Origin of the sequence: Methylobacterium sp. WL64 (genome assembly GCF_008039945.1) — a bacterium.
Lineage (GTDB): Bacteria > Pseudomonadota > Alphaproteobacteria > Rhizobiales > Beijerinckiaceae > Methylobacterium.
The window spans coordinates 1-19,720 of record NZ_VRVA01000027.1 but is presented as its reverse complement, the minus strand read 5'-3'; the positions used below and the strand labels follow the sequence as shown (position 1 = coordinate 19,720).

The window sequence follows — 19,720 nt, the reverse complement described above, 5'->3', positions numbered from 1 at the left end:
GTGAGGCGCGGAAAAACCTACTTCGGCGCGCAGCCGATGCAGATGCCCTGCGAGATCTTGTCGTCCTCGATCTGCTGGCGGGTGCGGTCGCGGCGGTCGTTGACCGTTACGGCGCCCGCGCCGGAGGCGGGCGGCATCGTCTGGCCGACCGACGAGGTGTGCGGCGCCGTGATCGTAGAGGTCGGTCCCCCGCCGGTTCCGGTCTGAGCCTGTGCCGAGGCGGCCGAGGCGGCCAGCACCGGCAGCAGGGCCGATAGGCCGAGGATCGTGATCGTGCGGGTCATCGTGACGGGTCTCCTTGCCCGGACCTAACGCGAGCGTGACCGCCCGGTTCGCATGCACCCGCGAACTCACCCTTTGTTCGCCTTTGCAGAGTCGGTCCGGCGCCGTATCAGGGGCCGCCGACCCCCGATCCCGTGCCGAAACCCCGGAGCCGCCGCGACGATGCGCGACCCCAACGCGATCGACTTCTGGCGCGGCTTCGCCCTGGTGACGATTTTCATCAACCACGTCCCGGGCAATACCTTCGAGCGCTACACCTTCTCGCAATACGGCATCTCGGACGCCGCCGAGCTGTTCGTGTTCCTGGCGGGCTGGTCGATCGGCATCGCCACGCGCGGACGCGACGGCAAGCCGGAGGCCGCGGGCAAGAGCGTGGTGCGGCTGCTCGCCCGCACCGTGGAGGTCTACCGGGCGCAGCTCACCGTCATGCTGCTCGCGCTGGCGCTCATCGCCGGCGCGGCGCTGCTGCTCGACAACCCCCTGATCCTCGAATGGCACAATGCCGGCGGGTTCTTCGCGGACCCGATCCAGTCGGTCTGCGGCATGGCGCTGATGACCTACCAGCTCGGGTTCTTCAACATCCTGCCGCTCTACGTGGTGCTCATCGGCATCGCGCCGATCTTCGTGCTGGTCGGCCGACTCAGCCTGCTGGCGACGCTGGCGCTGTCCGGGGGCGTCTACCTCGCGAGCCTCGTGTTCGAGTGGAACGTGCCGTCCTGGCCCGGGGAGGGCGATTGGTTCTTCGATCCGTTCTGCTGGCAGGTGCTGCTAGTGCTGGGGTTCGTGCTTCAGGGCTGGAGCCTGCGCTCAGACACCCTCCGCCGGTGGTCGCGGCGCCTGATCCCGGCCGGCTTTGCCATCGTCCTCGTGGGCGTCGTGCTCGCCGTGACCGGTCTCCGGCCGGATCCGCTGATGGTGCCCGAGCCGCGGCTGCTGTTCACGTTCGAGAAAACCTACCTGACACCGGCGCGGCTTCTTCATTTCCTGGGGGTATTGCTCGCCTTCGCGCCGCTTTACGCAGTTCTAGCTCCCCGAATCGGGGTCGTCGGGCGCTATCTGAGTCAGCTGGGCCGGAACTCCCTGGCGGTCTTCTCGATGGGGTCGATCCTGAGCCTGTTCGGGCAGCTCGTGCGTTTCCAGACCGGCGGAGGCGTGCTGGTCGATATGCTGGTCGCCGGAAGCGGCCTGGTGGGTCTGGGGTTCACCGCATGGTTCGTCGAATGGCGCACCCGCAGCAAGTCGTCCCGGCCCCGGCCGTGAGGCGCACGCGCGTCTCCGGGATTCGCCGGGTGCTGACCGGCCTGATCCTTGGTCTCGCGGCGCCGATGGCGGCAGCGGCGGAGCAACCGGCCGATCCGGGTCCGGGCGATCAGCCCAGCCTGTCGCAGGAATGCCGGGTGCCGGGCGCGCAGCTCTACACCATGGCCAAGCTCAGCGCGGTCCGGACCGCGCTGAGCGAGAATCGCGCCCTCAAGATCCTTGCGATCGGCGGCAGCTCAGCACCGGGCGCCTCGGCCTCGTATCCGGCCAAGCTCGAAGCCGCCCTGGAACGGGCCTTGCCCAAGATCGACGTGACCATCGACCACCGCGGCCTACCGGGGGAGATCGCGTCAGGCGCCTCCGAGCGCCTGCGTACCATGGTGGCGGAGGCGGAGCCCGACCTCGTCGTCTGGCAGGTCGGCACCCACGACGCCATCGCCCGGGTCGATGCCGACGCGTTCGCCAGTTCGCTGAGCGAGGCCGTCACCTGGATCCGCTCGCACGGGATCGACGTGGTTCTGGTCGATCCAATCTACACCGCCAGCATGGCGGCGGATGTCGACTACAACCGGATTGTCGACGCGGTCCGTACGGTGGCGAACCAGCAGCAGGTGCCGTTAGTCCGGCGCTACGAGGCCCTGCACTACCTCTCGAGCCGCACCGACAAGGGCGAGAGCCACATGCTCGGCCGGCAGTTCCGGCTGAACGATCTCGGCCTGCGCTGCATGGCCGAGCACGTGGCGTTGACCATCGCCACCTCGCTTGCCCGGACCGAAGCCGCCCCGGAACCGGCAACCGCACCCGGCCCCGCGCCCTTAACCGAGCCGCAACGCGCACCGGGCTAGACACCTCATCCCGAGACCGTTCTTCGGCGGTTACTGGAACAACGTTCTGGATACAGGATCCGAAGATCCCGCATCCGAGGATATCAGGTTCCTGGCGCCGCCTTCACGGGATCGATGGGCATCATCCGGCTTTGAAGGCCGACCCCGCTTTCGGGATGATGCGCGAGAATAGCCCGGTGCGGAGCGCGTAGTGTCAGCCACGGCCGTCCCAGCCCGCCCCCTGGTCGCCGCCGCCGGTCGGCGCCTCGACGCCCTGCGGGCCGGGCCAGGGCGGGCGGCGCTCACGGTCTTCGCAATCCGGGTCGGCGCCGCCGGTTTCGCCTACGCGGCACAGGTGCTCGCCGCCCGGTTGATGGGCTGGGACGCCTACGGGGTCTTCGCGTCGGTGTGGGTCTGGACCGCGATGCTGGGCCACACGCTCACCCTCGGTCTGTCGCAGGGCGCCTGCCGGTTCGTTCCGGGCGACCAGGCTCGGGGCGATCTCGACCTGGCCCGCGGCTATATCCGGGCCGGTGCCCTGGTGACCGGCGGGGCGGCCGTCAGCGTGGCCGGTCTCGGCGCGGCCCTGCTGTGGCTGGAGCCGAGCTTGTTCGCATCGGCATACCGCGCGCCGATCGCGGTGGCTTTGTGCGTGATGCCGCTCTTCGCCCTCCAGGATTACCTCGAAGGGGTGGCGCGAAGCCAGAACTGGGTCGGGCTCGCGATCGCGCCGCCCTACCTGCTGCGCCAGAGCCTGATGATGGCCTGCATGGTCGGCGCCGTCCTGCTCGGAGCCCCGCCCCGGGCCGAAGTCGCGATGGCCTGTATGCTGGTCGCGGCCGCGATCGCCACCGCGCTTCAGGCCGCCCTGCTCGTGGCGCGCCTGCGGGCGGACCTGCCGGCCGGGCCGCATCGCTATCATTGGCGGACTTGGCTTGGCACGAGCCTGCCGATCGCCGGGATCGACCTGGCCAATGCCGGCTTCACCTTCGTCGACGTGATCGTGCTCGGCGCCCTGGTAAGCCCGGCCGAGCTCGGCTTTTACTTCGCGGCGACCCGGATCCAGCAATTCGTGGTGTTCGTGCACTTCGCCGCCAGCGCGGCGACGCTTCACCGCTACAGTGCCGCCCATGCCCAGGCCGACCTCCCGCTGCTCGCCGACCTCGTCCGCCGCCAGGGCCGGCTGACCGCCGCCGCCACCCTGCTGGTCGGGGCCGGGATCGTGGTCGCAAGCCCCCTCCTACTGGCGATGTTCGGCCCCGGCCTCGGCTCCAGCGTCCCGATCCTGGCCGTGCTGGTGGCCGGGAGCGTCGCCGCCAGCTTGTTCGGCCCCGGCGAGGACCTGCTGACCATGCTGGGCGGGGAGCGCCTCTGTGCCGGCATCACCGCCGCCATGCTGGTTGCCGCCGCGCTCCTGTGCTTGGCCCTGATTCCGCCCTTTGGAACCCTGGGCGCCGCGCTCGCAGTGGCGCTGGCGACGATCGCCCGCGCCATGCTGCTGGCCGCCGCCGCGGGACGCCTGCACGGGCTGCCGACCCCGATCTGGTCCACAGGAGCGACGCGATGATTGTCCACGCGGCCGCCGCGCGCGTGAGAGCGTCCGACCTGTCGGTCTCGGTCGGCGCGGCACCGGAGCCAGAGGCGTGGGACGCGCTGTTCGCCGCGAGCGCCACGCCCCACCCGCATTACGCACGCCACACGATCGCCGCGCACCAAGCCGCCGGGATGCTTCCGGCGGCTGTGAGCTTCGTCACGGTTCACCGCGGGGATCGCCTGTCCGCGCTCCTGCCGTTCGCGTTCCGGCGCGACCTCACCGGCCTCGGTGGCCGGGTCGCACGGCCGTTCCTGTCACCGCTGGTGACGGCCACGACGCCCCTGGTGATCGACGGACCCGAGCGCGCCGCGACCGTCGCGGCCCTGGTCACCGGCCTGGATCAGGCGTCCGGCGGCCGGGCCTGGCGCTGGCCGCTCCTGCCGGTGCAGGACGGAGTGATCCCGGAGATGCTCGCGGCCATGCGCGCGCGCGGTTGGGCCATCGGCACGGTGGCGGCGTTCGAGCGCCCGGTGATGGAGCGCCGGGAGGACCACACCGCCTTCCTGGCCGGGCACCCGAACCGCTCTCGGTTCAAGGATCTGCGTCGCCGCGCCCGTCGGCTCGGCGAGATCGGTAGCCTCGCGCATGTGAGCGCCACGCATGGCCCGGATCTCGCCGCGTTGGTCGCGGCGTTCCTCGCCCTCGAACGCCGGGGCTGGAAGGGCGAGGCCGGGACCGCCATGGCCTGCCGGCCCGAGACCGAGACGCTCGCCCGCGCCCTGTTCACCGATGTGTCCGGCCCGGTCGCGGTCCGGGCGGATGCGTTGACGCTCGATGGCCGGCCGATCGCGGTCAGCCTCGCCTTGGTCTCCGGTGGCACCGCGACGCTGCTCAAGACAGCCTACGACGAGGATCTGCGCAACCATGCCCCCGGCCTGCTGCTGGAGGCAGACATCGTGCGCGTCTGCCACGAGACCGGCTTCGCCGACAGGCTCGACTCGGCGACGCTCGATGGCTCGGCCCTCGAAGACCTCTACCGCGAGCGCACGCAGGTGGCCGAACTCATCGCCCTGCCGCCGGGGGATCGGACCCTATCCCTTGAGCGGCGCCTGCGGCTGGCCCGGTTAGAGCACGAGGCGCGCGCCGCAGCCAAGAGAGCGTTGCGGCGGCGCTGACGTTCACGCCATATGCGGCGTCATCTATCGGACGCCGGGCGCTTCGGGACGATGCCCTACCGGCTGCGGTATGGACCCTCACCCTGGACCTGGTCGTAGACGCCGTGCCCGGTTCGGGCTCGATAGGCCCGTCCCGCGATCTGGCCGGGCGTTGGCGGCGTGCCGGGCTGGGCGAAGCTGGTCTCGGGCCGGTAGGCCGGCCCCCAACCGATCTCCTCGTCGCCGGCCGGGTCCTTACCCGGAAAGCCGGTGGCGTAGCCGACGCTCTGGGCTAGAGCCGGGGCAGTCGCCAGACCGAGCAGGGCGGAGAGGGTGAGGCGAAGCGTAGTCCTTGAACGCATCGTTGATGTCTCCCGAAGTTCGATCCGGAAAGCGGATCCTTTGCGAGGGAAACGCCGGATCGCGACACGCGTTCTGTGGGGGCGATTCCGTGTCGCGGGCGAGCCCCGGGCCCACCGGCCGGCGACCAACGACGGTTCGCCGCATAGGTTCGGGTCGGCACGGGGAAGTCGCCATGGAGGATTGGAAGGCGGAGTTCCGGGCCGAGCTGCGCGCCATCGAGATCGCCACCGCCGACGCGGCCTCGGCGCTGCTGCCGGACCTGCTGCGGCGCCTGCGCCGTCACGAGGCCGGACTCGGCGGATGGGGATACCTCTCGCCCTATCGCCGCTGGCGGATCCGACGCCTCACACGCGCCGTGGCCGATGCCCGCTGGCAGGTCGAGCAGGGTCAGCTGGCGCGGATGGGCGGCCTCGACACGAGCCGGTGACGCGCCGGCCGGCTCAGGCAGCGGCCGACTTGCGACCGTCATTCCGGGGTGCGGCGACAGCGCGGCCGAGGCGGTCCGTCTGCTCGGGGGCCGGGGCTGGCAGGCGCACCAGGACGACAGTGCCGACCGTCTCCTCGGAGCGGATCCGCAGGGAGCCGCCGTGCAGCTCGACCATGGAGCGGGTGATCGCCAGCCCCAGCCCCGAGCCCTTGTGGCTGCGGGTCATCTGCGCCTCGACCTGGGTGAATGGCCGGCCGAGGCGGGCGAGGTCGGCGCGCGGGATCCCGATGCCGCTATCCTCGACGAACAGGTGAGTGCTGGCCCCCGCGCGGCGGACGCGCACCGCAATGCGGCCCCCGGCCGGTGTGAACTTCACGGCGTTCTGCACGAGGTTGGCCAGGATCTGCTGCATCGCACTCGGATCGGCCAGCAGCTCGATCCCGGGCTGCACGTCGATGCCGACCGCGATCCCCTTCTCCCGGGCCGCCGCCTCGACGAGGCCGAGCGCCGACGCGACGGCGGCATCGGCGGGAATCGTCCGCGGGTTCAGCCGCACCCGGCGCGCCTCGAGCCGGGCCATGTTGAGGATGTCGTCGATCATCGAAAGCAGGTGCGAGCCGCTCTCGCGGATGTCGCGGCAATACTCGGTGTAGCGAGGGGTGCCGAGAGGTCCGAGAACCGCGTTCTCCATAACGTCGGCGAAGCCGATGATCGCGTTGAGCGGCGTGCGCAGCTCGTGACTCATGTTGGCCAGGAACTCGGACTTGGCCCGGCTGGCGGCCTCGGCCGCGGCCTTCTGGTCGAGGTAGCGCTCGGCCAGATCGGCGAGCTGCTGGGTCTGGAGTTCGAGGGTACGGCGGGAGCGTTTGAGGTCCTTGACGGTCTCGATCAGTTCGCGCTCCGAGGCCTGAAGCTGCTCCTGATGGCGCTTCAGGCTGGTGATGTCGGTGCCGACCGAGACATAGCCGCCGTCCTTGGTCCGGCGTTCGCTGATCTGCAGCCAGCGGCCATCGGTCAGTTCGGCCTCGAAGGTCCGGGCCGCTAGCCCGGTAAGCGCCAGGTTGGCCTCGGGGGATTCGCGTCGGACCTGGGGCAGCACGCCCCGGCCCATCACGTCGATGTAGCTCCGGCCCGATTGCGCGTCCTCGGGGCTGAGGGCGTGGAGGTGGCGGAACTTCGAATTGCACAGGACGAGGCGGTTGCCGGTATCCCAGAGCACGAAGGCTTCCGAGATCGCCTCGACGGCGTCACGCAGGCGCATGTCGGAGGCCGCGTTGGTCTCCTCCAAGGCCCGCTGCTCGGTGATGTCGGTGGCGATGCCGACGAGGTGGCGGCCACCATCAGTGGCATCCGGCATCACTTCGGCCCGGGCGCGCAGCCAGACATAGGCGCCGTCGGCCCCGCGCATCCGGAAGGCATGATCGACGCAGGTCTGGTTGGCGGCGAGGCCACGGGCCAGGCTGTAGAGGTCGCCGTCGTCGGGATGGACCAGGGCGTTCACGGCCCCGAAGGAGAGATATTCGTGCTGCCGCTGGTAGCCGAGCAGGGCGTACATGGAATCCGACCAGTAGATCCGGCCCCGGGCGATGTCCCAGTCCCAGAGCCCGCAGGCGCCGCGGCGCAAGGCGGTCTCCAGACGGCCGCGGATCTGTTCGCGGGCACGGTCGGCGCGGGTCGCCTGCCGGCTCTGCAAACCATAGGCGAGGCCCACGCCGACGATCACCAGGATCGCGGCGGCGACCAGGACGATCTGGTCCCGGGCCCGGGCGCTCCAGCCGCGCATCAGCGGCTCGATCGGCTGAAGTACGGCGACCTGACCGGCCCCGTCGGGCAGGCTGTGGATGGCCGCCAGCACGCTCTCGCCGCCGGGCAGGTCGAGGGCCATGGCACCGGCGCGCTCGCCCAGGCCCGAGAGCGGCTCGCTCTCACCGAGCACCTCGGCCAGGGTCGTCGAGCTGGCGGGCAGCGGCGGGTGGGCGGCGGCGATGCGGGCATCGGGCCGAAGCAGCAGCAGGCGGCGCCCCGGGTGCCGCTCGCTCTCCGGCAACAGCGCACGCAGATCGCCCGCCCGGCCACCGGCCGACGTGATCGCCCGGGCGGCCAGCCGAGCGAAACCCTCGACCTCGGCCTTGGCGCCGGCCAGGATCTCGGCCTTCTGGCCCTGGATGTGGAGTGCCGCAAGGCCGATCAGGCAAGCGAGGAACACCGCCAGGATGCCCGGCACGGCGTAGCGCAGCCACCGCTCGACCAGACCGAGCCGCGGATCCTGGACGCGCATCGGCCAGGAAACGGCAAGACTCGATTCCGCACGCGCGGAGAAGGAAGCGGAAGCCGCCTCCGGCATGACCGAACCTCACCCTTGGGAACTGCGATCCGTCCGCGGCGTCTCGCGCGCCCCGAATCTGATTGAATACAACCATCTTCGAGGGGCGCTTGTCCACGGATTTTTTACCATTCGGCCTTGACGCACCCCCTGGGTTCGGACTCGGCCAGAGAATCGTTTTCTACCGCAAGTTCAGTATCTTAGCCGCCTCCGAGGGTGCGCGCGACGATGTCCGCCGAGTCCCGCGAGAGGCCCGGGATGGCCTTGATCCGATTAAGCATTTCGCCGGCTTTGGCAGCCCGCGATTTTTCCAGCCGACGCCAGGATCCGAAGGCCGTCAGGAGCCGCGCAGCAACCTGTGGGTTGGCCGAATCGAGGGCCGCGACCGTATCGGCGACGAGCGAAAAACCGGCGCCATCGGCCCGAGCGAACTGAGTCGGGTTGCCGAAGGCGAAGCTTCCCACCACGGCACGCACCCGATTCGGGTTGGTCATGGTGAAGGCCGGATGGGACTTCAGCCGGGCGATTCGTTCCAGGGTCCCGGATTCGGGGATCTGAGCCTGGATGGCGAACCACTTATCGAGGACGAGCGGCTCGTCGGCGAAGCGCTCCGCGAAGCCCGCCAGCGCCTCCTCCCGGGCCTGACCGGGGATCAGCGCCAGGATCCCGAGCGCTGCCAACCGGTCGGTCATGTTGGTGGCGCGCGCCAGACGGTCTGCGGCGCGCGATACCCCGGTCTCGGGGTCGCCCGCCGCGATCAGGTCGAGGGCGGCGTTGCGCAGGGACCGGCGCCCGGCCGACGCTGCGTCCGGGCTGTACGCCGCGTCGTCGGCTGCCGCGAGGGCGGCGTCGAGCCGCTCCAGGCGCGGCCGCAGAACTTGGCCGAGATGCGCCCGCAGCGAGAACCGGGCCCGGTGGATCGCATCGGGATCGACGTCCGACAGCAGCGCGTCCGCGGCCTCACCCTCGCTTGGCAGGGCCAGGACCAGGGCCGCGAAGGCCGGATCGGACAGCGCCTCGCTGTCCAGGAAACGCCCGAGCGCCTCCGCGAACGCGTCCGCCCGGGCTGGATCCGGCTCGAGGATGAGGCGGAGGGCGATGTCCTGCGCCGCCTGCCAGCGGTTGAACGGATCGCTGTCCTGCGCGAGCAGCCGCATGCGCTGGGCGTCGGTGAGCGCGAAATCCAAGCGCACGGGGGCGGAGAAGTCGCGCATCAGCGACGGCACCGGCTCTTCGGTGACGCCGTCGAACACGATCTCGGCCTCTGTCCGGTCGAGGACGAAGATTCCGTCACGCACATCTGGACAGGTAGCACCCGAGAGCGGTCCCGCGGCGCCGACGAGCCCGAGCGCCACCGGGATCACCAGCGGCGGCGTGTCCCGGCCGCCCTCGCCGGGCAGGCTCTGGGTGAACCGCAGGGTGCAGCGGGACGCAGCCGGATCGTACGCCATCGTCGCCGTCAGGCGCGGCGTTCCGGGCCGCTCGTACCAGCGGGAGAAGGCCGAGGGGTCGCGGCCCGTCACGGCCGCGAAGGCGGCCAAGAAGTCCTCGACGGTGGCGGCGCGGCCGTCATTATCGGCAAAGTAGCGGTCCATGCCGGCCCGGAACGCGTCTGCGCCGATCAGCGTGCGCAGCATCCGGACGATCTCGGCGCCCTTGTCGTAGACGGTCGCCGTGTAAAAGTTGTTGATCTCGGCATAGGCCCGCGGCCTGACGGGATGGCGCAGGGGGCCCGCATCCTCGGGGAACTGCCGCGCCCGCAGGGACCGGACCTCGGCGATCCGGTGGACCGGCCGGGAGCGCATGTCGGAGGAGAATTCCTGGTCGCGGAAGACCGTCAGCCCCTCCTTGAGGCAGAGCTGGAACCAGTCCCGGCACGTGACCCGGTTGCCCGACCAATTGTGGAAATACTCGTGGGCGATGATCGCCTCGATCGCCGCGTAATCCCCGTCGGTGGCGGTCTCCGGACTCGCTAGAACGTACTTGTCGTTGAAGATGTTGAGGCCCTTGTTCTCCATGGCGCCCATGTTGAAGTCGGACACCGCGACGACGTTGAACACGTCGAGGTCGTAGGGACGGCCGAAGGCGGTCTCGTCCCAGCGCATCGAGCGGACCACCGCGTCGAGGGCGTAGCCGGCGCGGTCCTCCTTGCCGGGCTCGACGTAGACCGCGCAGGTGACGGCGCGCCCCTCCATCGTGGTGAAGCGCGTCTCGACCTGGCCGAGCCGGCCGCCGACCAGGGCGAACAGGTAGGCGGGCTTCGGGTGCGGGTCGTGCCAGATCGCAAAATGCCGATCGGTCCCGGCGGAACCGGATTCGACGAGGTTGCCGTTGCCGAGCAGAACCGGAGCCTCGGCCCGGTCCGCCTCGATCCGAGTGGTGTAGACCGCCATGACGTCGGGGCGGTCGAGGAAGTATGTGATCCGCCGGAAGCCGTCGGCCTCGCACTGGGTGCAGTAGACCCCGTTCGACCGGTAGAGGCCCATCAGCTTGGTGTTGGCGGTCGGGTCGATCTCGGTGACGAGGCGTAAGGTGAATGGCTGCCCGGGCGGTGCGTGCAGGCCGAAGCCCGATGGCGTGGCCGTGTACGCAGCCGCGGCGAGCGCCGTACCGTCGAGGGTGACCGAGACCAGCCGGAGGTCGTCACCGTCGAGATGAAGCGGCGCGCCCGCGCGGCCGCCCGGGTTCGGACGCAGGGCCAGGGTCGCGTCGATCCGCGTGGCGTGCGGATCGAGACGGATATCGAGGTCGACGCGGTCGATCAGATAGTCGCTCGGCCGGTATTCCTCCAGGCGGATCAGCGGCGGCGTCTCGGTGCGCATTCGGCTCTCTCCGGATCGGGGGCTGGCCCGTTCTGGTCCCTCGCGCGGCCCGGCGCAACGCGGTCGGGGCGTGAGGGCCCATGATCGGAAACCTCAGCGCGTCGTGCCGCACCCGGGACGATTCTGAGCCGCGCCCTTCAGCCGCCACAGCCCGCCGATCAGGCCGAGGTTGATGGCGGCGAGCAGCGCCAGCAGGCCCCACAGGGCGTCGGGCCCGATCCGCTCCAGCAGGAAGGCGCCGAGCGGCGGCGCAATAGCTTGAGCCACCAGCGCGGGCCGGGCCAGCCGGCCGACGAGCCCGGCATACTGGTCGGGCCCGAACAGCACGAGGGGTACGGTACCGCGCGCGATCGAGTAGACGCCGTTGCCGGCCCCATAGATCATCAGGGCGAGGCCGATCACCGGCTCGTGCGAAGCCAGCAGCAGCAGCCCGCAGGCGACCAGCGCGAAGGCGGCGGTCAGCGTCCAGAGCGGGTGATGCCGGCCCCGGTTGGCGATCTCGATCAGCCGCGCGGCGACCTGCGACGGCCCGATCAGGCCGCCATAGGCGACGGCGGCGGCGAGGGTGACGCCCCGGGCCTGCAGCAGGATCAGCAGGTGCACCGAGACCAGCGCCATGATGGTGCCGCCGAGCACCAGCACGCCGGCCATCAGCAGGAAGGCCCGGACTTGCCGCGGCGTCAGCGGTACGACGGGCGCCCCTTGCCCGGTCGTCACCACCGCCGGGCGAGGGGCCGGCGGGATCAGCGCGAGGACCAGCGGCAGCGACACCGTCAGGTGCAAGCCGGCATAGGCGAAGCAGGTCCCCCGCCAGCCGACCTGCGCGACCAGGAACGCCGTGAGCGGCCAGCACACGGTGCTGGCGAAGCCGCCCACCAGCGTCAGAGCCGTGATCGCGGACCGCGCCTCGGCGCGGTACAGGCGTCCCAAGGTGGCGTAGGCAGGATCGTACAGGCCGCAACCCATGCCGACGCCGAGGATCAGCCAACCGGCCAGGAAGACCGGCAGGGTCGGGGACAGGCCCAGCACCGTGAGGCCTGCCGCCAGCAGCAGGGCCGCCAGAGCCAGGACCGGCCGCCCCCCGCGCGCCTGGATGACGCTCCCGACGCGCGGCGACACCACTGCCGCAACCAGCAGGCCGAGGGACAGGCCGCCGACGATCCAGGCCAGCGGCCATCCGGTATCCCGGGCGATCGGCTCGGCCATCACGGCCGGGAGGTAGTAGGTCGAGCCCCAGGCGAGGATCTGCACGACGCCCAGCGCGGAGATCACCGGCCAGCGGCGGGTCCGATCGGCCACCGGATCATCCCGTCCCGAGCAGGGGCAGCCACAGGGCCAGGGCCAGCAGGGCGACGAGCAGCACCGGCACGGTGGTGACGAGGCCAATCCGCATGTACTGGCCCCAGCCGATCCGCTGTCCCTTGCTCGCCAGAACGTGCAGCCACAGCAGCGTGGCGAGGCTGCCGATCGGGGTAAATTTGGGGCCGAGGTCGCAGCCGATCACGTTGGCGTAAATCATCAGTTCGCGCATCAGCGGCGACACGTCGGGCGCCTGCTGGATCGCCAGCGCACCGATGAGCACGCTCGGCATGTTGTTCATGATTGAGGACAGGATCGCGGCACCGAAGCCCGCCCCGAGCGTCGCCGCAAGCGGCCCGTGACCGGCGAGCCAGACCAGGCCGCCGGCCAGCGCATCGGTCAGCCCGGCATTCCGGAGCCCGTAGACCACCAGGTACATGCCGAGGCTGAACAGCACGATCTGCCACGGCGCGCCGGCCAGCACCTTGCGGATCGGGATGCGCCCGCCCGTCCGGGCGAGGAGCAGGAGCATGGCCGCGCCCGCGCAGGTGACCACCGAGACCGGCACCCCGAACGGCGCCGTGACGAAGTAGGCCCCGAGCAGCAGGCCGAGCAGCGGGAACGCCGCCCGGAACAGCAGCGGGTCGCGGATCGCGTCGCGGGGCGGTTCCAGCTCGTCGACCGGGTAGGTGACCGGCAGCGCGGACCGAAAATACAGCCCCAAAACCAGCAGCGTGGCGGCGAGCGACACCAGATCGACCGGCACCATCACGGCGGCGTAACGCCCGAAGGTGATGGCGAAGAAGTTCGCCGAGACGATGTTGACCAAGTTGGAGATCACCAGCGGCAGGCTGGTGGAATCCGCCACGAATCCGCAGGCGACGATGAAGGCCAGGGCGGCCTGCGGCTTGAACGCGAGCTTCAACAGGATCGCCAGCACGATCGGCGTCAGCAGCAGCGCCGCCCCGTCATTGGCGAACACGGCCGCGATGGCGGCGCCCAGCACCACCACCAGGGGGAACAGACACCGGCCCCGCCCGCCGCCCCATCGGGCGACGTGCAACGCCGCCCAGTGGAAGAAGCCGGCCTCGTCCAGCAGCAGCGAGATGATGATCAGGGCCACGAAGGTGAAGGTCGCGTCCCAGACGATGTGCCAGACCACCGGCACGTCGGCCGGCTGGATCACCCCCGTGGCGAGGGCCACGCCCGCACCGATCAGGGCACTCCAGCCGATCCCGAATCCCCCCGGCTGCCAGATGACGAAAATCAGGGTGACGACGAAGATGACGAGCGCGAGCATGCGGACGGGGATCTTTCCGGCGCCGGGTCAGGCGAGACCGACGCGGCGGCCGACTTCGTCCACCACCGGCTCGCCGCTTTCCTTGACGACCGCGCCCTGCTGCTGCGGCAGCAGCTCGAGCACCCGCTCGGACGGCCGGCACAGCCGGACACCCTTCGGGCTGACCACGAGCGGCCGGTTGAGCAGGATCGGGTGCGCCTGGATGGCATCCAGCAGCTGCGCGTCGGTCAGGGCCGGGTCGGCGAGGCCGAGTTCGGCATAGGGCGTGCCCTTCTCGCGCAGCGCATCCCGAACCGAGAGGCCGGCGCGGGCAAGGAGTTGCTCGAGCAGTGCCCTGGCTGGCGGTGTCTTGAGGTACTCGACGACGTGCGGCTCGATGCCGGCGTTGCGGATCATCGCCAGGGTGTTGCGCGCGGTGCCGCAATCCGGGTTGTGGTAGATCACCACGTCGAAGGCGCAATCAGGCATGGTCCACCTCGTTGGTTCCGGGGCCGCAGGCGGCGAGCGCGGGCGCGCAGATCTCCGGGTGTCCCTGGCAGCAATCCGTCATGAGGAATGCGACCAAACTGGCGAGAACCGGATAGGCGACACTATAGATGATGGAGCGCCCGGCACGGCGCGATCCGATCAGTCCAGCCTGCTGCAACTCCTTCAGGTGGAAGGAGATGGTCGAGGCGGACACGCCGATGGCGCCGGCCAGCGCCCCGGAGGCCATGCCGTCCGGGCCGGCCTTCACCAGCGCCCGCAGCGCCCGCAACCGGTGCTCCTGACCAAGCGCCATGAAGGCCGCGAGGGCTTGCGGTTCGTCCATTTTCGTTTCTACAATCAAACGATCGTACGAACATACGAGAATGCCTGACCGTGGACAAGCCCGCCCAGCCCTTCGACGACAGCCTCCCGAATCTCAGCCGCCCCCATTTCGCGGTGCCGAGCGCGGCGCAGCTTGCAATCGCGCTTCCCTATGCGCACGCGCCGCGCTTCCTGATCCTGTACGGCTCGCTGCGCGAGCGCTCGTTCAGCCGGTTCCTGGCCCAGGAAGCGGCGCGCCTGCTCGAAGCCATGGGAGGCGAGGTCCGGATCTACGATGCGCACGGCCTGCCGCTGCCCGACGATGCCACGGCCGACCACCCGAAGGTGCAGGAACTGCGCGCGCTGTCGCTGTGGTCGGAGGGGCAGGTCTGGGTCTCGCCGGAGCGCCACGGCAATCTCACCGGCGTGATGAAGAGCCAGATCGACTGGCTGCCGCTCAGCGAAGGCTCGGTGCGGCCGACGCAGGGGCGCACCTTGGCGGTGATGCAGGTCTCGGGCGGCTCGCAGAGCTTCAACGCGGTCAACAGCCTGCGCCTGCTCGGGCGGTGGATGCGGATGATCACCATCCCCAACCAATCCTCCGTGCCCATGGCCTACCGGGAGTTCGACGCGGCCGGCCGGATGAAGGCGGGGCCGCTGTACGAGCGCGTGGTCGATGTCTGCGAGGAGTTGATGAAGTTCACGCTGCTGACCCGCGAGCGGGCCGACTATCTCGTCGACCGCTACAGCGAGCGTAAGGAGCGGGAGCCGGAGCGGCTGCGGGCGGTGGCAGACGATATCGGCATCGGCAAGCCATGACCGGCCCGGGTGGCCTACTCGGCCGGGGACGCGCGCTCTAGCTAGGACGGAGGCCGGCCCCGCCGGTCATGTTCGTTTCCGCTGAGGGCGTCGTGACGGCCCTCGCTCCGAAAGAGGGATAGCCGCCAGATGGAATACCTGCACACAATATTGTGATCTTTTTATTTGCTGTGCATTTGATTTTACTTCGAGTCGTCAGGCATCACGTGGGTGCATTTGAGGCCACTTGGGTGCACCGGGCTACTTGATAGTCGCTTACTACTGAATTTCTGCATGTAGAGGTCGGTGGGGGAGGGCGTTATAAGCAGGGACGAGGTTGATTCCCTGCGGTTAAGACCGCGGGCACGCCTCCGAACCCTAAGGATCACGCCGTGACGCGAATCGTTGTCTATGCTGATGGAGGCTGCTCACCCAATCCTGGCCCTGGTGGCTGGGGGGTGGTCATCTCGGGCCCGGACGGGCCTTTGGATCTATGTGGGGGTGAGATTAGTAGTACGAACAACCGCATGGAGCTGACGGCAGCCATCCGGGCGCTGGAGCACTTCCCCGAGGGCGCGCAGATTGAGATGCGCTGCGACAGCCAGTACGTGGTCAAATCCGTCACCGAATGGATGGGCGGCTGGAAGGACAAAGGTTGGCAAAACTCGAAGGGCCCGGTGAAGAATCTCGACTTGATGCAACGTCTGGACGAGCTCGCCAGCCAGCGCGATGTGAAGTGGACGTGGGTTCAGGGCCACTCCGGAGATCCACTCAACGAACGAGCGGATTGCCTCGCGACGCAGGGCAGGCACAGGGCGCACAGCCTTTCAGCTCAGCCTTCTTCGTCGCCAAGTCCTGCCGTGAAGGTTCCTGTTGCAACTTTACCCCCGGTAATGAGCAGGCTGGCAATGGCAGCATTCCGACCACTGTCCATTCTGGTTGACTTCTCGCTAGCGCGTGAAGTTTCGCATGCTGCCAAGCAGTCTGGCACCCAGGAAGCAGTGTTTCTTGAGGAGTGCATCAGATTCGTACTCGCGCTCGGACCAGAGGAAACTGCCCGTCTACGAGCGAGTATGGGGGCCGCTTCGGGCTCGGCCGGATAAGCGATCGAGGCTTCAGTCATTCGCAGGACGGCATCTCCCCATCAATTTTTGCTCGAGTCAATTCGCTACCGAATTTGACCCATAGCCGACTACGCCCGTTACCATCTCGAAAGTCTGCCCTTGTACCGATTCTGTTGAAAAACTCGGGTGTTGCAGCGGCTGTGATGAGGTGATTCACTCCTGTCCAGAGACGGAGATCGAAGCAGATGATGGGACCTCGGCAAGTCGAGCAGGGTGCCCTGTTCTACGAGTTCTCGCTCGACACGCACGTTCCCACCGACCATCTACTTCGCTCCATCGACCGCTTCGTCGACCTGACCGGCCTGCGCCAGGAGCTGGCTCCGTTCTACGCCTCGACGGGCCGCCCTTCCGTCGATCCCGAGTTGATGATCCGCATGCTGATCGTCGGCTACTGCCTCGGCATCCGCTCCGAGCGTCGGCTTTGCGACGAGGTCCACCTCAACCTCGCCTACCGCTGGTTCTGCCGGCTCGGTCTCGACGGCCGGGTGCCGGATCATTCTACCTTCTCCAAGAACCGCCATGGCCGCTTCCGCGACTGTGATCTCCTGCGTCGCCTGTTCGAGACTGTGCTCGCCCGCTGCATCACCGAGGGGCTCGTCGGTGGCGAAGGCTTTGCCGTCGATGGCAGCCTGATCAAGGCCGATGCCAATCGGCAGAAGGGGGTGGAAGGCTCTGCCGGCCTGCCGCCTGAGGTCGTGAGCCGTGCTGCTCAGGAGTATCTGGCCGTCCTCGACGAGGCCGCCTTCGGGGCCGCAACGCCGGTGCCGCCCAAGTTCATCTCGCCCGCCGATCCGGCCGCGCGCTGGACCGGAGCGCACGGCGGGCAGGCGTTCTTCGCCTACACAGCCAACTATCTGATCGACCTCGACCACGCGATCATCGTCGACGTCGAGGCGACCACGGCCATCCGGCAAGCCGAGGTTACAGCGGCCAAACGCATGATCGAGCGTTCGCGCGAGCGCTTCGACCTCTATCCGGCCAAGCTGGCTGGCGACAGCGGTTACGGTTCGGCCGAGATGCTGGGTTGGCTCGTCTACGAGCAGGGCATCGAGCCGCACATCAGCGTATTCGACAAATCGACCCGCACCGACGGCACCTTCTCACGCGCCGACTTCACCTACGACCAGCCGGGCGACGTCTACCGCTGCCCGGCGGGCCAAGTGCTGACCACGACCGGCACCCTGGTCAACGACGGGGCGACGCTGCTGTACCGGGCGAGCAAGTTCGCCTGCGCGCCATGTCCGTTGAAGGCGCGGTGCTGCCCGAACGAGCCGGTGCGCAAGGTCCCGCGCTCGATCTACGAGGGCGCGCGGGACATGGCCCGCGACATCGCGCGGTCCGAGGAAGGCAAAACCTCACGACGCGAACGCAAGAAGGTCGAGATGCTGTTTGCCCACCTCAAGCTCATCCTGAAGCTGGACCGCCTCCGGTTACGAGGACCGAACGGAGCGAAGGACGAGTTCCACCTCGCAGCCGCCGCCCAGAACCTGAGGAAGCTCGCCAAGATCATCCCGGTCCCGCAGCCGAGCCCGGCTTGACCGGCAGGGGACACCCGGCTCGGGAACGAGAGCTCATCCCGCTCACGCTCCGATCTCGGACGAGAACGAGTTTTTCAACGAAATCGTACCTAAAGCAGACATTTCATGGACGGGCCTAATATCAGGAGTATATTGCCATCGTCGCCTCATGACCGACATTGTCGAGGCTTTAGACCGGGCCGAGGCCCATTTTCGTGGCGGTCTAATAGCTCTCATGGGTCTGAAGAAACGGCGCGCAGGACGCGTCACACCGGCCGGAAATTTGTGCTGAAGCGAGGTGCGAAGCTCCTGTGTTTGCAGGAGTAACTAGTGGCGGAACTGGCGGACCTCGCACGCAGCTCCGACGTTCCAACGGCATGACGATAAGGTCGACGGATCTGGAAGGCTCACTGTCTCTGGCTCGACCCCCAAGGCTCGACGCGCGCACCCGATCAGCTTGGCCGGCCGAGATCACGTCAGCCAGCGGCGTCGATACGGACTTGAGCGCAGCGTGCCCCGGATGGGGCCTGGTTGCGATGCGTGCGACGGCCGTCGGCCCAATGGCTGTAGTCTGCGACGCTTCGATTCCGCCGAACTGCCGGTCACAACGGAGCGACGCCCATCCAGTCAGGCGGGACGCTTCTGCCGTACAACGTCCCCTTCCGGTCGCGGTCGCGGTCGTAGGATGCGGTAGCGAAGCGGTGCTCCAGCATCGACCGCTGGCATCCGTGGAGATGGTGGCCCGAGCCTCCCAGCCACAGCACGCAGCGGGCGTCGGCTGCCGCCAGCGCGAGTTCCAGCGCCCGCCACGCGCCGAGACCGTCGGTTGCGGCGACCGCCTCACCATACCAATGCGCGGCCCAGCATGCGCGGGCGTAGCAGCGTCCGGCCTTTGCCGCAGCGTCGCGTAAGAAGCCGTGTCGAAAGCGCTCGTCGTCGAAGAAATCGTCCAGGGCTGGATCGGATACGGCAAACCCGGCGGCCGTCACGGCCCTGGCGAGGTCGAGCGGATGTCGCCCGGTCGCGCGATCTTTTACATAAGCGACGACCAAGTCGTGACGCCTTGCAGTTTCTGCGGCGAGGATCAGGCGGGCCATCGCTCGGTCGTTCGGCGCTCGATCCAATTGCCGACGGCGTATGGACTCGATCGCTGGATCGTCCGAACTCCTCCATAGTAGCAGCGACGTGCGCGGGACGAGACCGATCGGGAGCACTTCGGGAAATAGCGGCGCGACGTCTCCGTAGGCGTCGAAAAGGCGTGCAGCTCGCTTCGGATCGACGTAGGAAACAGCGCGAGCGACGTCGTGCGCCAGAACGGCGAGGACCGGCGCCCTTTCAGTCGCCGTCGCCTCCTCCGCCAGCGCGAGCAGCCGTTCGAACGCCGAAGGCGCCTCCCTGGCGGCACGGTCTACGACCTCGCTGGATGGAGGATGCAGCAACATCTCGCGGCCGGACGATGCGAGGTCGCGATGGAGGGCGAAGAAGTCCCTCATGTTACGCATCGGCCTGCGCGCGCCGCTCCCGACGTCGAAGCCATCGGCGGGGCCGAAGTCGATGCGGTGCCAACTGCCCGAATTCTCATCGCGCGCCGGTAGATCGTCCGGCCGGACGATGGCGACCTTCATGCCGGTCGGCAGCACGCCGACCGCACTGGTATCGCGCAGCACCCGATGCAGATCGTTGACCGCCGCCTCGAGCGTCGCCGCGCCCGAGTGCTCCAAGGCCGAACTCCGCAATGCTGGGGTCAGCTTGGCGAGCGCAGACGGCTCGTCGGCATCTAGCATTACAGTTGCATTTTCGACGAGGTTCTGACTCTCTGCGTCACCATGATTCGCGCATCATGGACATCGGGGACCTCGATCGAGGCGACGCTGGAGTTGTGGGCCTCGTCGCTGCGGGAGGTG

Annotated in this window: 17 protein-coding genes; 8 read left to right on the top strand and 9 right to left on the bottom strand. The window is 68.8% G+C overall.

Annotation, left to right across the window (positions count from 1 at the left end; translation table 11 throughout):
• Window positions 1–17: 17 nt before the first annotated feature.
• Window positions 18–284 (bottom strand): hypothetical protein, encoded by a 267-nt coding sequence (locus FV242_RS14215; RefSeq protein WP_147939370.1) that lies wholly within the window; start codon window positions 282–284, stop codon window positions 18–20.
• A 160-nt stretch (window positions 285–444) separates the two neighbouring features.
• Between FV242_RS14215 and FV242_RS14210 the strand changes: the two genes are divergently transcribed.
• The 4 genes from FV242_RS14210 (at window position 445) to FV242_RS14195 (ending at window position 5,075) form a co-directional block, all read left to right on the top strand.
• Window positions 445–1,542 (top strand): OpgC family protein, encoded by a 1,098-nt coding sequence (locus FV242_RS14210; protein WP_147907457.1) that lies wholly within the window; start codon window positions 445–447, stop codon window positions 1,540–1,542.
• Window positions 1,503–2,387, top strand: coding sequence for a GDSL-type esterase/lipase family protein (locus FV242_RS14205; RefSeq protein ID WP_147907456.1), 885 nt, complete (start codon window positions 1,503–1,505; stop codon window positions 2,385–2,387). Before FV242_RS14210 ends, FV242_RS14205 begins: the two co-directional genes overlap by 40 nt.
• Window positions 2,388–2,577: 190 nt before the next feature.
• Entirely contained in the window at window positions 2,578–3,933 is a 1,356-nt protein-coding gene (locus FV242_RS14200; RefSeq protein WP_147939369.1) for a lipopolysaccharide biosynthesis protein, read from the top strand.
• Window positions 3,930–5,075, top strand: coding sequence for a GNAT family N-acetyltransferase (locus tag FV242_RS14195; RefSeq protein ID WP_187278421.1), 1,146 nt, complete (start codon window positions 3,930–3,932; stop codon window positions 5,073–5,075). Before FV242_RS14200 ends, FV242_RS14195 begins: the two co-directional genes overlap by 4 nt.
• A gap of 56 nt (window positions 5,076–5,131) precedes the next feature.
• On the opposite strand, the gene FV242_RS14190 is transcribed toward FV242_RS14195, so the two are convergent.
• Window positions 5,132–5,416, bottom strand: a complete 285-nt coding sequence (locus FV242_RS14190; protein ID WP_147939368.1) for a hypothetical protein — start codon at window positions 5,414–5,416, stop codon at window positions 5,132–5,134.
• Window positions 5,417–5,589: 173 nt separating this feature from the next.
• Here FV242_RS14190 and FV242_RS14185 point away from each other — a divergent pair, with 173 nt between their 5' ends.
• Entirely contained in the window at window positions 5,590–5,844 is a 255-nt protein-coding gene (locus FV242_RS14185; RefSeq protein WP_147939367.1) for a hypothetical protein, read from the top strand.
• A 13-nt stretch (window positions 5,845–5,857) separates the two neighbouring features.
• Here FV242_RS14185 and FV242_RS14180 read toward each other — a convergent pair whose 3' ends face one another.
• The 6 genes from FV242_RS14180 to FV242_RS14155 form a co-directional block, all read right to left on the bottom strand.
• Complete coding sequence (locus tag FV242_RS14180; RefSeq protein ID WP_147939366.1) at window positions 5,858–8,188, bottom strand: PAS domain-containing sensor histidine kinase; 2,331 nt, start codon at window positions 8,186–8,188, stop codon at window positions 5,858–5,860.
• A gap of 179 nt (window positions 8,189–8,367) precedes the next feature.
• Window positions 8,368–10,989, bottom strand: a complete 2,622-nt coding sequence (gene pepN, locus FV242_RS14175; RefSeq protein ID WP_147939365.1) for an aminopeptidase N — start codon at window positions 10,987–10,989, stop codon at window positions 8,368–8,370.
• A gap of 93 nt (window positions 10,990–11,082) precedes the next feature.
• A complete protein-coding gene (locus FV242_RS14170) occupies window positions 11,083–12,288 on the bottom strand; it encodes an MFS transporter (protein ID WP_147939364.1) in 1,206 nt (401 codons plus the stop codon).
• A 4-nt stretch (window positions 12,289–12,292) separates the two neighbouring features.
• Window positions 12,293–13,588, bottom strand: a complete 1,296-nt coding sequence (locus tag FV242_RS14165; protein ID WP_147939363.1) for an arsenic transporter — start codon at window positions 13,586–13,588, stop codon at window positions 12,293–12,295.
• 27 nt (window positions 13,589–13,615) lie between these two features.
• Window positions 13,616–14,056 carry an arsenate reductase (glutaredoxin) gene (gene arsC, locus FV242_RS14160; protein ID WP_147907449.1) on the bottom strand — a complete coding sequence of 147 codons (441 nt, stop codon included), beginning with the start codon at window positions 14,054–14,056 and terminating at the stop codon, window positions 13,616–13,618.
• Window positions 14,049–14,399 (bottom strand): helix-turn-helix transcriptional regulator, encoded by a 351-nt coding sequence (locus FV242_RS14155; protein ID WP_147907448.1) that lies wholly within the window; start codon window positions 14,397–14,399, stop codon window positions 14,049–14,051. The genes arsC and FV242_RS14155 overlap by 8 nt, the downstream gene beginning before the upstream one ends.
• Window positions 14,400–14,449: 50 nt before the next feature.
• On the opposite strand from FV242_RS14155, the gene arsH reads away from it, so the two are divergent.
• The 3 genes from arsH to FV242_RS14140 all read left to right on the top strand — a co-directional run bounded on the left by arsH (window position 14,450) and on the right by FV242_RS14140 (window position 17,837).
• Window positions 14,450–15,196 (top strand): arsenical resistance protein ArsH, encoded by a 747-nt coding sequence (gene arsH / locus FV242_RS14150; protein ID WP_147907447.1) that lies wholly within the window; start codon window positions 14,450–14,452, stop codon window positions 15,194–15,196.
• 371 nt (window positions 15,197–15,567) lie between these two features.
• Complete coding sequence (rnhA, locus tag FV242_RS14145) at window positions 15,568–16,278, top strand: ribonuclease HI (RefSeq protein WP_147939362.1); 711 nt, start codon at window positions 15,568–15,570, stop codon at window positions 16,276–16,278.
• 206 nt (window positions 16,279–16,484) lie between these two features.
• Window positions 16,485–17,837 carry a transposase gene (locus FV242_RS14140; protein ID WP_147939361.1) on the top strand — a complete coding sequence of 451 codons (1,353 nt, stop codon included), beginning with the start codon at window positions 16,485–16,487 and terminating at the stop codon, window positions 17,835–17,837.
• Window positions 17,838–18,418: 581 nt separating this feature from the next.
• Here the strand turns inward: FV242_RS14140 and FV242_RS14135 are convergent.
• Window positions 18,419–19,537 carry a hypothetical protein gene (locus FV242_RS14135; RefSeq protein ID WP_147939360.1) on the bottom strand — a complete coding sequence of 373 codons (1,119 nt, stop codon included), beginning with the start codon at window positions 19,535–19,537 and terminating at the stop codon, window positions 18,419–18,421.
• Between the last annotated feature and the right edge of the window lie 183 nt (window positions 19,538–19,720).

Excerpts from the sequence above, each read along its gene's own strand:
- arsC (WP_147907449.1), bottom strand. The coding sequence starts at position 14,056 with ATGCCTGATTGCGCCTTCGACGTGGTGATCTACCACAACCCGGATTGC.
- FV242_RS14195 (WP_187278421.1), top strand. The coding sequence starts at position 3,930 with ATGATTGTCCACGCGGCCGCCGCGCGCGTGAGAGCGTCCGACCTGTCG.
- FV242_RS14190 (WP_147939368.1), bottom strand. The coding sequence starts at position 5,416 with ATGCGTTCAAGGACTACGCTTCGCCTCACCCTCTCCGCCCTGCTCGGT.
- FV242_RS14140 (WP_147939361.1), top strand. The coding sequence starts at position 16,485 with ATGATGGGACCTCGGCAAGTCGAGCAGGGTGCCCTGTTCTACGAGTTC.
- pepN (WP_147939365.1), bottom strand. The coding sequence starts at position 10,989 with ATGCGCACCGAGACGCCGCCGCTGATCCGCCTGGAGGAATACCGGCCG.
- FV242_RS14205 (WP_147907456.1), top strand. The coding sequence starts at position 1,503 with ATGGCGCACCCGCAGCAAGTCGTCCCGGCCCCGGCCGTGAGGCGCACG.
- FV242_RS14185 (WP_147939367.1), top strand. The coding sequence starts at position 5,590 with ATGGAGGATTGGAAGGCGGAGTTCCGGGCCGAGCTGCGCGCCATCGAG.
- FV242_RS14155 (WP_147907448.1), bottom strand. The coding sequence starts at position 14,399 with ATGGACGAACCGCAAGCCCTCGCGGCCTTCATGGCGCTTGGTCAGGAG.
- FV242_RS14180 (WP_147939366.1), bottom strand. The coding sequence starts at position 8,188 with ATGCCGGAGGCGGCTTCCGCTTCCTTCTCCGCGCGTGCGGAATCGAGT.
- FV242_RS14165 (WP_147939363.1), bottom strand. The coding sequence starts at position 13,588 with ATGCTCGCGCTCGTCATCTTCGTCGTCACCCTGATTTTCGTCATCTGG.
- FV242_RS14210 (WP_147907457.1), top strand. The coding sequence starts at position 445 with ATGCGCGACCCCAACGCGATCGACTTCTGGCGCGGCTTCGCCCTGGTG.
- FV242_RS14215 (WP_147939370.1), bottom strand. The coding sequence starts at position 284 with ATGACCCGCACGATCACGATCCTCGGCCTATCGGCCCTGCTGCCGGTG.